The 13,185-nt window shown below is 69.5% G+C and carries 12 protein-coding genes; 4 read left to right on the top strand and 8 right to left on the bottom strand.

The genetic code is table 11. The annotated features are described in order from the left end of the window. Positions 1-22 precede the first annotated feature (22 nt). The 3 genes from SOM10_RS00690 (at position 23) to metX (ending at position 3,692) form a co-directional block, all read left to right on the top strand. Entirely contained in the window at positions 23-1,345 is a 1,323-nt protein-coding gene (locus SOM10_RS00690) for a bifunctional o-acetylhomoserine/o-acetylserine sulfhydrylase (RefSeq protein ID WP_056278296.1), read from the top strand. Positions 1,346-1,554: 209 nt separating this feature from the next. Then, entirely contained in the window at positions 1,555-2,400 is an 846-nt protein-coding gene (locus tag SOM10_RS00685; protein WP_320487974.1) for an endonuclease/exonuclease/phosphatase family protein, read from the top strand. A gap of 83 nt (positions 2,401-2,483) precedes the next feature. Then, a complete protein-coding gene (gene metX, locus SOM10_RS00680) occupies positions 2,484-3,692 on the top strand; it encodes a homoserine O-acetyltransferase MetX (protein ID WP_053095688.1) in 1,209 nt (402 codons plus the stop codon). Here metX and SOM10_RS00675 read toward each other — a convergent pair. The 5 genes from SOM10_RS00675 to SOM10_RS00655 are packed head-to-tail and all read right to left on the bottom strand — an operon-like array spanning position 3,689 to position 7,964. Next, complete coding sequence (locus SOM10_RS00675; protein ID WP_320487973.1) at positions 3,689-4,297, bottom strand: NUDIX hydrolase; 609 nt, start codon at positions 4,295-4,297, stop codon at positions 3,689-3,691. The two genes, metX and SOM10_RS00675, sit on opposite strands and share 4 nt — an antisense overlap. A 28-nt stretch (positions 4,298-4,325) precedes the next feature. After that, the gene (locus tag SOM10_RS00670) at positions 4,326-5,546 is read right to left on the bottom strand and encodes an MFS transporter (RefSeq protein WP_053095686.1); all 1,221 of its coding nucleotides are present in this window, start codon (positions 5,544-5,546) and stop codon (positions 4,326-4,328) included. A 9-nt stretch (positions 5,547-5,555) separates the two neighbouring features. After that, positions 5,556-5,888: a thiamine-binding protein gene (locus tag SOM10_RS00665; RefSeq protein ID WP_056278282.1), complete on the bottom strand. Its 333-nt coding sequence runs from the start codon at positions 5,886-5,888 to the stop codon at positions 5,556-5,558. Between the two features lie 4 nt (positions 5,889-5,892). Beyond that, a complete protein-coding gene (locus SOM10_RS00660; RefSeq protein WP_320487972.1) occupies positions 5,893-7,131 on the bottom strand; it encodes a hypothetical protein in 1,239 nt (412 codons plus the stop codon). Further along, a complete protein-coding gene (locus tag SOM10_RS00655; protein WP_320487971.1) occupies positions 7,128-7,964 on the bottom strand; it encodes an NAD(P)H-hydrate dehydratase in 837 nt (278 codons plus the stop codon). The genes SOM10_RS00660 and SOM10_RS00655 overlap by 4 nt, the downstream gene beginning before the upstream one ends. A 56-nt stretch (positions 7,965-8,020) precedes the next feature. On the opposite strand from SOM10_RS00655, the gene SOM10_RS00650 reads away from it, so the two are divergent. After that, positions 8,021-9,088, top strand: a complete 1,068-nt coding sequence (locus tag SOM10_RS00650) for an NADH:flavin oxidoreductase/NADH oxidase (protein ID WP_320487970.1) — start codon at positions 8,021-8,023, stop codon at positions 9,086-9,088. 61 nt (positions 9,089-9,149) lie between these two features. On the opposite strand, the gene SOM10_RS00645 is transcribed toward SOM10_RS00650, so the two are convergent. From SOM10_RS00645 to SOM10_RS00635, 3 genes are all read right to left on the bottom strand, one after another. Continuing rightward, complete coding sequence (locus SOM10_RS00645; protein ID WP_053095682.1) at positions 9,150-10,211, bottom strand: hemolysin family protein; 1,062 nt, start codon at positions 10,209-10,211, stop codon at positions 9,150-9,152. After that, positions 10,208-11,524 carry a hemolysin family protein gene (locus SOM10_RS00640; protein WP_053095681.1) on the bottom strand — a complete coding sequence of 439 codons (1,317 nt, stop codon included), beginning with the start codon at positions 11,522-11,524 and terminating at the stop codon, positions 10,208-10,210. The genes SOM10_RS00645 and SOM10_RS00640 overlap by 4 nt, the downstream gene beginning before the upstream one ends. Before the next feature lie 114 nt (positions 11,525-11,638). Then, on the bottom strand, positions 11,639-13,093 hold the full coding sequence (locus tag SOM10_RS00635) for a GuaB1 family IMP dehydrogenase-related protein (RefSeq protein ID WP_320487969.1): 1,455 nt from the start codon (positions 13,091-13,093) through the stop codon (positions 11,639-11,641). Positions 13,094-13,185: the final 92 nt, after the last annotated feature.

The raw sequence follows: 13,185 nt of genomic DNA, 5'->3' as shown, positions 1-13,185 counted from the left end.
CCAACAGTTCCAGGGGGAACACATGTCCGCACCCGAGACCTGGCGTTTCGAGACCAAGCAGATCCACTCCGGCGCTGCTCCCGACCCCGTGACCAAGGCCCGCGCCACTCCGATCTACCAGACCACGTCCTACGTGTTCGACAGCGCGGATCACGCCGCGAACCTGTTCGCCCTGGCGGAGTTCGGCAACATCTACACCCGCATCCAGAACCCGACGCAGGACGTCCTGGAGCAGCGCCTCGCGGCGCTCGAGGGGGGCACCGGAGCCCTCGTCCTCGCCAGCGGTCAGGCGGCGTCGACGTTCGCTGTGCTGAACATCGCGCAGGCCGGTGACCACATCGTCTCGTCCAGCTCGATCTACGGCGGCACGTACAACCTGTTCAAGTACACGCTCGCCAAGCTCGGCATCGAGGTCACGTTCGTCGAGAACCAGGACGACCCCGAGGAGTGGCGCCGCGCGCTGCGACCGAACACCAAGCTCTTCTTCGCGGAGACCATCGGCAATCCGCAGATCAACATCCTCGACATCCGCACCGTCGCAGACGTGGCGCACGAGGGCGGCGTCCCGCTGATCGTCGACAACACGATCGCGACTCCGTACCTGATCCGCCCGTTCGAGCACGGGGCCGACATCGTCGTGCACTCGGTCACCAAGTTCCTCGGCGGCCACGGCACCACCATCGGCGGCGCGATCATCGACGGCGGCACCTTCGAGTGGTCGAAGAACGTCGAGCGCTTCCCCGGCCTCACCGAGCCCGACCCGTCGTACCACGGCGCGAGCTACACCGCCGCGGTCGGCGACCCGCTCGCCTACATCATCAAGGCCCGGGTGCAGCTGCTCCGCGACCTCGGCTCGGCCATCGCGCCGCAGAGCGCCTGGAACCTCATCCAGGGCATCGAGACGCTGTCGCTGCGCATCGAGCGTCACGTGCAGAACGCCCAGGAGATCGCCGAGTGGCTCGACAGCCGGGACGACGTGGCATCCGTCAACTACTCTGGCCTGCCCTCGTCGCCCTGGTACGCCAAGGCGAACCAGTACGCGCCCAAGGGCGTCGGCGCGGTGCTGTCGTTCGAGCTCAAGGGCGGCGTCGAAGCCGGTCGCGAGTTCGTCAACAGCCTGTCGCTGTTCAGCCACCTCGCGAACATCGGCGACGTGCGCTCTCTCGTCATCCACCCGGCGTCGACCACCCACGCGCAGCTCACGCCCGAGCAGCAGCTCACGGCCGGCGTCACCCCCGGCCTCGTGCGACTGTCGGTGGGCATCGAGAACATCGACGACCTCAAGGCAGACCTCGACGAGGCACTCGCCGCGGCTCGCCGCGTGTCGGAGGCCGCTCGCGCCTGACCGCCATCACGCAGAGCAAGTGCCCCGGGCTTCGGCTCGGGGCACTTCTCGTCCCCGGCTCGTTCGGCCCGTGCACAGGCGGCGCGGACGACAATGAGAACCCACCCGAGGAGCTCACGATCGCCGCCACGACGCATCCGCCGACCCGCCGACGCACGCACGTACCCGCGGGGCGAGCCATCGCCGTCGTCGCACTGGTCGTGTTGGTCATGATCGTGTGCGTCTGGGTCCCGGGCGTGGTGGGAACCGCGGCCGCTGCGCTTCTCCCCTGGTGCGGTCTCGCGCTCGGAGTCCTGGCGGTGGTCGCCCTCCTCCTCGCCCGACGTGTCCTCCTGGTGCTGCTCGTGCCTATCGTCGCGTGGATGCTGGCGATCGCTCCGTCTGCTCCGGGCTTCGCATCGGGCAGCGCCGACGAATCGCCCGGCGTGCGGATAGTCAGCCAGAACGTGCGCGCCCACTCCGGTGGCGCGGCGGAATCCGCGACAGACCTCGCTGGCTCCGGCGCCGAGGTCATCGCCCTCACCGAGCTCGACGCCGACAGCCTCGCGGCGGCACGCGACACGCTCGCCGCCGACTACCCGCACTCGTATGCCGTCGGCACCGTCGCCGTGTGGAGCCGCCTGCCGATCACGGATGCGCAGGCGCTGTCACTCGGACTCGACTGGAAGCGGGCACTGCGTGTGGTCGTGAACGCGCCGGACGGCGACGTGGCCGTCTACGTCATGCACGCGGCGTCCGTCCGCCCGGGCGTGCAGAGCGAGCGGGACGCGATGCTGTCCGGCATCGCCGATGCCGTCGCCGCCGATTCATCGGGGTCGGTCGTCGTCGTCGGCGACTTCAACGCCGCCTCTGCAGATCCTGCCCTGGGCGCCATCCGATCTCAGCTCGACTGGGTCAGGCCGACCGACGGCGCCCTCGGGTTCACGTGGCCCGCCGCACTCCCGCTCACCAGGATCGATCATGTCTTCACGCGCGGCCTGACCGTGCTCGGTTCGACGACCATGCGGGCAGGCACCAGCGACCACCTGGCGACGGTCACCACCCTCGCGTTCTGAGCGATCCGACGACGCATCCGTCCGCGGCGCACCGGGCGCGTAACCTGCGGCCGGCGCGTCGCGCGTCAGGCGAGAATGGAAGCATGGACTGGCAGACGACCTCTGAGGACACGGTGCCGTCGGCGCCCGTGACGGAGGCCGACGTGCGCCTGCTTCGCGCACGACCTCCCGCCACCGGCGCCTGGCGCGACGGGGACCCGGCCGGCGGACGGCGTTTCACCTCGTTCGGCGCTTTCCCGACCGAGAGCGGCGCCGAGCTCCCGGGCTTCCGCCTCGCGTTCGAGACCTGGGGCGAGCTGAACGACGACCGGGACAACGCGATCCTCGTCCTGCATGCGCTCACCGGCGACAGTCACGTGCGCGGCGCCGCCGGGGCGGGACACCCGACCGCCGGCTGGTGGGAGGACATCACCGGCCCCGGAGCACCGCTCGACACCGACCGCTGGTTCGTCATCGCACCCAACATGCTCGGCGGCTGCCAGGGATCCACCGGCCCGGCCAGCATCGCCCCCTCCGGATACGAGTGGGCCTCGCGCTTCCCCTACCTGACGATCCGCGACCAGGTCGCCGCGCAGGTACGCCTCGCCGACTCGCTGGGCATCGACACCTGGGCCGCGGTGATCGGCGGCTCCATGGGCGGGATGCACGCGCTCGAATGGGCGGTCTCGCACCCCGAGCGTGTCGCTCGCCTCGCCGTGCTGTCGTCGCCTCCGGTCACGACAGCCGATCAGATCGCCCTGAACACGGTGCAGCTCGAGACCATCCGGATGGATCCCCGGTTCCTGGGCGGCGAGTACTACGATCTGGCCGACGGCGACGGCCCGCACCGCGGACTGGCGCTCGCCCGTCGCATGGCACTGCTCAACTATCGCAGTCCGATCGAGCTCAACCAGCGGTTCCAGCGCTCGTGGCAGTCAGGGGTGTCGCCTCTCGGCCATGGCGGACGTTTCGCGGTCGAGTCGTACCTGGACTTCCACGGCAACAAGTTCACCCGCCGTTTCGACGCGAACAGCTACATCACCCTCGTCGAGGCGATGAACTCGCACGACGTCGGCCGCGATCGCGGCGGGGTCGAAGAGGCGCTGCGCGCCGTGACGGCGACGACGCTCGTCCTCGGCATCGACAGCGACCGCCTCTTCCCCGTCGACGGCCAGCACCGCATCTCCCGCAGCATCCCGAACACCCTCGACGGCACCGAAGCCGTGGTGCTGAACAGCGATTTCGGGCATGACGGCTTCCTCATCGAGACCGAGGCGGTCGGCAGCAACCTGCGGCGACTGCTCGCGAGCTAGATCGGATCGATCGTCCACGGCAGGGATCCGGTGCGCAGCCGTAGGCCCTCCCACTCGAAGTCGGTGCCCTGTGGCGACTGGACCACTCGGGTCGCGAAGTGCTGCGCATCGCCAGCCGACGCGAGAGCGTCCTCGGCCGTGTCGAACCGGCTGAGCTGATGCAGGGTGACCCAGGTCGGCGGGAAGAGCGTCCACTCCCCCGTGGCATGCCTCGACAGAGCTTCGACAGGGCTCAGCCAGACCGCGTCGACGACCTCGCCGGGCGCGAACCGCAGGTCCCCTTCCGGCGCTCCGGCGAGGAAGAACCATGTCCGGATGCGGATCGGCGCCTCAGCCGGCGGCTGCCAGCGGGACAGCAGCACCGGATCGGCGATCGTCAGGCCGACCTCCTCACGCGTCTCACGGATCGCCGCTCGACGCGCGTCGTCGCTCTCCTCCGCCCCCGCGCGGCGGTCGGACGGCTCCACCTTGCCGCCCGGGAACACCCACGCACCGGCGAACGAACCGCGATCCGGCCGGCGCATCAGCAGCACAGCGAAGCCGCCGGGTGTCGAGCGCAGCAGCACGGCCGTCCCGGCGACGGGCAGATGGTCGAGATCGGTCACAGCCTCACTCTATGAGGCGCAATGCCGCTCAGGCCTGAACGAGGACGGGCTTGCGCGCCTCTGTGCGATACGACAGCAACGCGATCACGAGGCCCGCGACGGCGAGGGCCGCCCCCGTCCACGACGGCGCGACGAAGCCCCATCCGGCCGCGATCACCATGCCGCCGAGGAACGCGCCGAGGCTGTTGCCGATGTTGAGCGCAGAGTGGTTCATCGCGGCGGCGATCGACTGATTGTCTCCGGCGACATCCATCAACCGCGTCTGGATCGTCGGGCTGAGCACCGAGGACACGAAGCCCACCACGAATACGAGGAGGGCGAGGCTGACGATCCAGAATGCGAGCACGGCGAGGAGTGCGAACACGAGCGCCATCGCTGCGAGTCCGAAGAGCAGCGTGCGTCGCAGGTCGATGTCGGCGAGATGCCCGCCGACGAGGTTGCCGGCGGTCATGCCCAATCCCATCAGCACCAGCACGATCGGCACCGCCCACTCGGGAGAGCCCGCCACCTCGGTCACCAGGGGCGCGATGTAGCTGTAGACCGCGAAGAAGCCGCCGAACCCGATCGCACCGACGCCGAGCGTGAACCAGACCTGCGGGATGCGGAACACGCCGAGCTCCTCGCGCATGGTCCGGCCGGGAGAGCCGGGATGCTCGGGCACGAAGAAGATGATGCAGACGGTCGCGAGGGCGAAGACGAGGGTCACGACCGCGAAGGCTGCCCGCCACCCCCAGAGCTGACCGAGGAAGGTCCCGAACGGCACCCCGACCACGTTCGCCACCGTCAATCCGGTGAGGATGAAGGCGACGCCCTTGGCTCGGTTGCCCGGCCCCATCACGTCAGCCGCGACCAGCGCGCCGATGCCGAAGTAGGCGCCGTGAGGCAGCCCCGCGAGGAATCGCGAGGCACCGACGAGTTCGAAGGTCGGGAGGAAGACCGTGAGCGCGTTGAACAGGGTCAGCGCCAGAGCCAGCCCGATCATCACGCGATGCCGCGGGTAGCGCGCGACGAAGCCGGCGATCGTGGGAGCTCCGACGACGACGCCGAGAGCGTAGAGCGAGATCAGCCAGCCGGCCTGGCTCAGCGCGTCTTCGGGGCTGCTGGCCCACAGCGTGGGCAGCAGCTCGTCAGCGATGTTGGGCAGCAGGCCCATGACGACGAACTCGGTCATGCCGATGCCGAAGCTGCCGATGGCGAGGGAGAGGAGCGCCCACTTCGCCGCACCCCTCGATTCAGTCGAGGGATTCACCCGTCGAGTCTACGGGGTGTCCGAGTCGTCGATCGCCGCTTCGAGCCGCTCGATCTTCGCATCGAGCTCCCCCGCGTACCCGGGTCGGATGTCAGCCTTGAGCACCAGCGAGACCCGCGACCCGAACGGCATCACGGCCTCGGTCGCGCGCTTGACGACGTCCATCACCGAGTCCCAGTCCGGTCCTTCGATCTCGGTGAACATGCTGGTCGTGCGGTGCGGCAGTCCCGACTCGCGCACGACCCGCACGGCGGCGGCGACCGCGTCGTGGACCGACGCGTCTGAGCGCTCCGATCCGTCGGAGGGTGTGCCGCTCGGCGCGACGGAGAAGGCGATCAACATGGGTTCACTCCCGGGTGGTGGACGGATTGCGGGCGGGCACACGGACGACGGCGCGGATGCCGACGGCGAGGAGCACGATGAGGAGGACGTTCCGCGCGGTCAGGATGACGATGGGCAGCAGCTCCGCGCGCAGCAGCGCGTCGTAGCTGAGCGGGTAGACCAGGCACGTGAGGGCACAGAGCGCGAGCACGAGCACGGCGGGCCAGACGGCTCGTGCGCGGTCGAAGACGAACCACAGGATGACCGGAGCGATCAGCCACGTCTGGAACTGCGGCGAGCCCACCTTGTTCATCACGATCAGGGTCGTGACGAGACTCAGCGCGAGAGGAGGCAACAGCCGCGCCGACGATGCGCCCCGCGCAGCCTTGAGTCCCCCGACGACCATCACGACGACCACGAGGACCGCCATCAGCGGTGTGAGCACCGCACTGACCGCGTCCGCACCCTGAGCACTGATCTGGAAGGTCAGGATGTCGAAGCTGTACTCGATGCGAGCGGCACCCGAGATCGCGAGCCAGAGGAACGGGGTCGCCGCGACGGCTTCGATCTGGAGGCCCCGCCCGGTCTGCTCCGTCAGGAATCCGAAGATCTCGGTGTCGGCTCCGAGCAGGAAAAGCAGCGAGATGACGACGGCGGACACGGCTGCAGCCGTGAGGAGGACCCGCATCCTGCTCACGAGCGCGACCACGGCGGCGAGCACGAGGGCGGCCGGCCAGATCTTGATCCAGGCGCCGATCGTCAGCAGCGCGGCTGCCGCAGCGGGGCGACGGACCAGCCAGAGCCCGCCGATCACCGCCAGAGGCACGGTGATCGCGTCGATGCGGTACATCGCGATCGGGCCGAGCAGAAGCAGGGCGGCGACCCAGAACCACGCCGCCGCACGCCGCGGCCGAGATGATGCGCGGCCGAGAAGCACCGCGAAGGCGATCGCATCGAGCACCGTCACAAGCGCAGCCCACGCGATCAGATAGGCCTCCGAGGCGCCCACGACGGCGATGAGCGGGGCCGACAGGACCTTGGCGAGCAGCATGGGAACGAGCGCGAGCTGGGGATAGACCCACGACTCGGTGATCCCGACGATCGCTCCTCCCGAGAGCGCGGCGGTCGACCAGGGTTCGTAGACCAGCACCACGTCGCCCATCGGCTGGCTCGGGTACAGCCACCCCATGACCGCGATCGCGATATGCACGGTCGCGAACGCGCTCCACAGCGCGACGAGACGAACCGTCGTGGTGCGACTCACGCGATGACGTCCGCGATCGCGCGAGGAAGAGCCTCCGCGACATCCAGGGCGACGATCGGATGCCCCTGCGCGCCGCCGATTGCGCCGATGCCCGCAGCGATGCGCCCGGCGTGACCGTGCAGCCAGGCGGCGGCGGCCGCGATCTCCGCAGTCGATGCGTCGACGTCGCCCGCGAGCAGCGCTCCGAGAACACCCCCGAGGACATCACCGGTGCCGGCCGTCGCCAGCCAGCCGGTGCCTGCCTCCACTCGGATGACGCCGCCGTCGGGGTCTGCGATCAGCGTCTGCGCGCCCTTCAGCAGCACGGTCGCGTCGATCTCGCTCGCCACGCGGGCGACCGCGGTCGCCCGATCATCGTCACCGGCGAAGCCGAGCTGAGTCTGCAGCCGCTCGAACTCGCGTCGATGCGGCGTCAGCACGAGCGGCGCGCGGCTCCCGGGCGCGAGATCCAGTGCCCCCGCGTCGACGACCACCGGGACGGAGCCGTCGAGCAGGTCGCGGAGCTCGCGTTCCTCGTCGGAGGTCCTGCTCGCGGCATTCGTCCCCGATCCGATGACCCAGGCGCCGACGCGTGCGCCGGCGGCCCGCGGGCTGACCACCGTCTCGGGGCGGCGAGCGATCACGGCATCCGCCGCTCGTCCCTCACCGATATACCGGACGAATCCTGCTCCGGCACGCCACGCCGCTTCCACGCCGAGCACGGCTGCGCCGGGGTACTCCGAAGACCCGGTGCGCAGGCCCACGACCCCGCGGGAGTACTTGTCGTCATCCGCGCCCGGCACGCGCAGGAGGCGGGCGGTGTCGTCGCGGGACCAATCGCGTGCGTCGGGCATGACTCCACGTTAGTGCGACGGCCCTCCTCGCCCCAGCCGCACAGTAGCGTCGAGGGGTGAGCATTCTCTTCTCTCCCCTGAGCATCCGTTCCTCCGCTTTCCGCAACCGGCTCTGGGTGTCCCCCATGTGCATGTACAGCGCGGTGGACGGCGTCGTGCAGGAGTGGCACCACACTCACCTCGCGCAGTTCGCCTCCGGCGGCGCGGGTCTGATCGTCGCCGAGGCGACCGCTGTCGTGCCGGAAGGTCGCATCTCACCGCGAGACGCCGGGCTCTGGAACGACGAGCAGCGCGACGCCTGGGCGCCGATCGTCGAGGCGATCCACTCGCGCGGTGCCGCTGCGGGCATCCAATTGGCGCACGCCGGCCGCAAGGCGTCGACCTGGTGGCCCTGGGCCGACGAGCGCGGATCCGTGCCCGAGACCGACGGCGGATGGACGACCACGGCCCCGTCCGCGATCGCCTTCGAGGGCTTCGCCGCACCGGTCGCACTCGATGCGGCCGGCATCGACGCCGTCGTGGCGGGATTCGCCGCCGCCACTCGACGGGCGCTCGACGCCGGCTTCGACGTGCTCGAGGTCCACGGCGCACACGGATATCTGCTGCACCAGTTCCTCTCTCCTCTGTCGAACCTGCGGGACGACGAGTACGGCGGATCGCTCGAGAACCGGGCTCGGCTGCTCCTCCGGGTGGTCGACGCGATCCGCGAGGTCGCCGGTGACGATGTGCCGGTGTTCGTCCGCATCTCGGCGACCGATCACGCCGAGGGCGGGTTCACGCCCGAGGAGGCGGCGACGGTGAGCACCTGGGCCACCGAGCACGGGGCCGATCTCATCGACGTCTCCAGCGGCGGGCTCGTCGCGCATCAGCAGATCAGCGTGTTCCCCGGATACCAGGTGCCGCTGGCCGAGTCGGTACGCCAGGGCGGACGCATCCCGGTGTCCGCCGTGGGCCTGATCACCGCTGCCGAACAGGCCGAGCAGGTGCTCGCCGACGGGGCCGCCGACGCGATCTTCGCCGGCCGGGAGTGGCTGCGCGACCCGCACTTCGCGCTCCGCGCCGCGCACGAACTCGGCGCGGACATCACCTGGCCGCCGCAGTACGAGCGTGCGCACTGGCGCTGACCACCGCCCATGGCGAATTCCTCGGTCCGCTACGGACCGAGGCCTTCGTCATGTGTGCGGCTCAGTGGCCGCGGATGCGACGGGTCGCGTCCTGCACCTCCCCCACGAGCTCCTCGAGGATGTCCTCCAGGAAGAGCACGGCGGTCGTGCGCCCCTGGGAGTCGCGCACCTTCGCCAGGTGTCGACCCGCTCGGCGCATCACCGCGAGTGCGTCTTCCAGATCCGTGTCCTCCTGGATCGGCACCATGTGGTTGATGCGCTTCGAGGGCAGCGGCTCGACCAGCTTCGCGGCAGAGCCCGGTCCGTCCGACGCCCGCAGGATGTCCTTCAGGTGGACGTACCCGACCGGCGCACCCTCGTCGTCGACGATCACGTAGCGCGAGAATCCGTACCGGGCGACGGCCTTCTCGATGTCGTCGGGCGTCGTGGACTGCGGAAGGGTCACGAGATCGCTGAGCGGAACAGCCACGTCGCGAGCCTTCTTGTCGGTGAACTCCACGGCGGCCGCGACCGTGCCCGCCGTGTCGGTGAGCACGCCCTCGCGCCGTGACTGGTCGACGATCGTCGCGACCTCGTCGAGTGTGAACGTCGACGCCGCCTCGTTCTTGGGCTCGACCCGGAACAGCCGCAGCACGCCGTTGGCGGCCGCGTTCAGCAGCCAGATCACCGGCATGAAGATCTTCGACACCAACACGAGCGGCGGCGCGAGTATGAGCACCGCGCGATCCGGCACCGAGAACGCGAGGTTCTTCGGCACCATCTCACCGAACACGACGTGAAGGAACGACACGATGAGCAGGGCGATCGTGAACGACACCGCGTCGACGACGCCGTCCGACCAGCCGATCGCGTGCAGCGGCACAGCGAGCAGATGGTGGATGGCGGGCTCTGAGACGTTCAGGATCAGCAGCGAGCAGATGGTGATGCCCAGCTGCGAGGTCGCGAGCATCAGCGTCGCGTGCTCCATCGCGTAGAGCGCGGTCTTGGCCGAGCGCGACCCGCGGTCGGCCTTCGGCTCGATCTGCGATCGACGCGCGGAGATCACCGCGAACTCTGCGCCCACGAAGAACGCGTTCGCCACCAGCAGCACGACCAGCCAGGCCAGTCCTCCCCAGTCGTTCATCGTCCGACCACCTCTCCCGGCAGATCCGGACTCGGAACGTAGCGGATCCGATCGACGCGGCGACCGTCCATCCGGACGACCTGGAGCGTGCCCGTGTCGAGGGCGACCTCGTCGCCCACCGACGGCACGCGCTCGAGGACGCTCATGACATACCCGCCCACGGTGTCGTACACATCTCCCTCGGGAACCTCCACGCCCGCTCTGCGGCGCAGCTCGTCGGGCCGCAGCTCCCCGGGGAACGTGATGCCGTCCCGATTGCGGACGACACCGGCGCGCGTGCGGTCGTGCTCGTCGGAGACCTCGCCAACGAGTTCCTCCACGAGGTCCTCCAGCGTGACGAGACCGGCAGTTCCGCCGTACTCGTCGACGACCACCGCCAGCTGATATCCGCGGGCTCTGAGCTCAGAGATGAGCGCATCGACGTGCACGGTCTCCGGCACGCGCAGCGGATCGGTCGAGAGCGCGCCGACAGGGACCTCGCCGCGTCGCTCGCGCGGCACGGAGATCGCGGCCTTGAGGTGCACGACACCCGTGATGTCGTCGAGATCGTCGTCGTACACCGGGAAGCGACTGTGCCCCGTCCGGCGAGCGAGCTGGATGACGTCGTCCGCCGAGTCTCCGACGGCGAGCGCATGCATGCTCGGCCGAGCCGTCATCACATCGGCGGCCGTCAACCGCGAGAACGTCAGGGTGCGGTCCAGCAGGCTGGCGGTGTCGGCTTCGAGCAGCCCGGCGCTCGCCGAACGACGCACGAGAGAGGAGAGCTCTTCTGCGCTGCGGGCGCCCGAGAGCTCCTCCTTCGGCTCGATGCCGATGCTCCGCAGGACCCCGTTCGCGCTGCCGTTGAGCACGACGACGGCGGGCTTGAAGACGGTGGTGAAGGCGACCTGGAACGGGATGACGAGCTTCGCAGTCGCGAGCGGCAGAGCGAGAGCGAAGTTCTTCGGAACGAGCTCGCCGAGAATCATCGACAGCACCGTGGCGACCAGCATGGCGACGATGGTGGCGATCGGGCCGACGGCCGCGTCGGGGATGCTCCACGCGACGAGCGTCGGACCGAGGAGGTTCGAGAGCGCCGGCTCCATCGTGTACCCGGTCAGCAGCGTCGTCAGGGTGATGCCGAGCTGGGCGGACGACAGGTGGGTCGAGGTGTGCTTGAGTGCGCTGATCGTCAGCGACAGGCGGGACTCGCCCCGGGCCTGGCGGGCTTCGAGGTCGGCACGGTCGAGATTGACCAGCGCGAACTCGCTCGCGACGAACAGCCCCGTGCCCACAGTGAGCAGAAGCCCCACGCCCAAGAGGATGTAGTCCATCAGTCGTTCCTCCCGATGTGGAGAGGCAGGCAGTGGGGCGATGTACTACAACTGGGAGGGTCGTCCATGGTGTCCACGATTCTACGGGATGCCGGTGCGACGGAGGACGGACCGCTACCAGCTGACCGGCAGCGCCTTGCCCTCTTCGTATCCGGCCGCGGACTGAAGCCCGACGAGCGCCCTGTCGTGGAACTCGGGCACCGAAGACGCACCGGCATAGGTGAACGACGACCGCACGCCCGAGGTGATCATGTCGAGCAGGTCCTCGAGTCCCGGGCGCAGCGGATCGAGGTAGATCTTCGACGAGGAGATCCCCTCCGCGAACAGCTCCTTCCGTGCGCGCTCATAGGCATCGAGGCGTCCGAATCGGGCCTGCACCGCCTTCGTCGAGGCCATCCCCCAGGATTCCTTGTAGAGACGGCCCTCCGCGTCGCTCTGCAGCTCTCCGGGCGCTTCGATCGTCCCGGCGAACCAGGAGCCGACCATGACGGATGCTGCGCCGGCGGCGAGCGCGAGCGCCACATCGCGCGGATATCGCACACCCCCGTCCGCCCAGACGTGCGCGCCCTGCTCGCGTGCCGCTTCTGCGGTCTCGAGCACGGCGGAGAACTGCGGGCGGCCGACCGCGGTCATCATCCGCGTCGTGCACATGGCGCCGGGCCCCACGCCGACCTTGAGGATCGAGGCGCCCGCCTCGACGAGGTCCTTGACGCCGTCGGCGGTGACGATGTTCCCCGCCACGATCGGGATGCCGAGGTCCAGAGCGGCCACGGCGCTCAGCGCACGCAGCATCCCCTCCTGGTGCCCGTGCGCCGTGTCGACCACGAGCACGTCGACGCCTGCGGCCGCCAGTGCCTTCGCCTTGGCGGCGACGTCTCCGTTGATGCCGACCGCCGCCGCGACGGCGAGACGGCCGTCGCGGTCCAGGGCCGGCCGATACAGCGTCGAGCGCAGAGCACTGCGCGCGCTGAGGGTGCCCACGAGATGTCCGTGGTGCGTGATCGTGACCATGTCGACGCCCGCGTCGGTGATCACGTCGAACGCATGACGCTCGGATCCGATGTCGTCGGCGTCGAGCGACGGTGTACCGACGTGCACGAGATCGCCCAGCTGCGCATCGGGCAGCGCGGTCGCCAGCCGTGTCGCGGGCAGGACGCCGAGGATCCTCTCCGCATCGTGCGGTGCCTCTCCCGTGGCGACGACGATGCCGTGCCCGGCGGTGGCCGGCATCAGACGAAGGGCATCCGCCACCGACGCCTCGGGCGGCAGCACGATCGGCGTGTCCCACAGCACCGGCTGCGCCTTGACATCGCGGATCGCGGCGTCCAGCCCCTGCAGGGGCATGTCCTGCGGAAGCACTCCGAGCCCGCCCCGCCGTGCGAGCACCGCGGCGAGCCGAGGACCGGTGATGGAATTCATGTTCGAGGCCACGATCGGGAGCGTCGCGGGAGTCCCGTCCTGCGGCGCCAGATCGACCTGCAGACGACTCGTGACAGCCGATCGTCGCGGCACGAGGAACACGTCGGAATAGGTCAGATCGACTGCGGGTGACTCACCGGAGAACTCCATACCCCCACGGTACTCAGATAGCGCCGCCGAGGGCGCATGCCTTCGACGAATGCCCGAGGAAACACGTTAGGCTTGGAAGTCGAGAGTGTGCG

Source organism: Microbacterium sp. CFBP9023 (genome assembly GCF_034045055.1).
In the GTDB taxonomy this organism is placed as follows: domain Bacteria; phylum Actinomycetota; class Actinomycetes; order Actinomycetales; family Microbacteriaceae; genus Microbacterium.
The sequence above is the reverse complement of the archived record's forward strand: the minus strand, read 5'-3'. Positions and strand labels throughout refer to the sequence as shown.

Bases quoted from the DNA above. Each gene is read 5' to 3' on its own strand.
- SOM10_RS00690 (WP_056278296.1), top strand. From the start codon at position 23: ATGTCCGCACCCGAGACCTGGCGTTTCGAGACCAAGCAGATCCACTCC.
- SOM10_RS00685 (WP_320487974.1), top strand. From the start codon at position 1,555: ATGATCGTGTGCGTCTGGGTCCCGGGCGTGGTGGGAACCGCGGCCGCT.
- metX (WP_053095688.1), top strand. From the start codon at position 2,484: ATGGACTGGCAGACGACCTCTGAGGACACGGTGCCGTCGGCGCCCGTG.
- SOM10_RS00665 (WP_056278282.1), bottom strand. From the start codon at position 5,888: ATGTTGATCGCCTTCTCCGTCGCGCCGAGCGGCACACCCTCCGACGGA.
- SOM10_RS00655 (WP_320487971.1), bottom strand. From the start codon at position 7,964: ATGCCCGACGCACGCGATTGGTCCCGCGACGACACCGCCCGCCTCCTG.
- SOM10_RS00645 (WP_053095682.1), bottom strand. From the start codon at position 10,211: ATGAACGACTGGGGAGGACTGGCCTGGCTGGTCGTGCTGCTGGTGGCG.
- SOM10_RS00640 (WP_053095681.1), bottom strand. From the start codon at position 11,524: ATGGACTACATCCTCTTGGGCGTGGGGCTTCTGCTCACTGTGGGCACG.
- SOM10_RS00635 (WP_320487969.1), bottom strand. From the start codon at position 13,093: ATGGAGTTCTCCGGTGAGTCACCCGCAGTCGATCTGACCTATTCCGAC.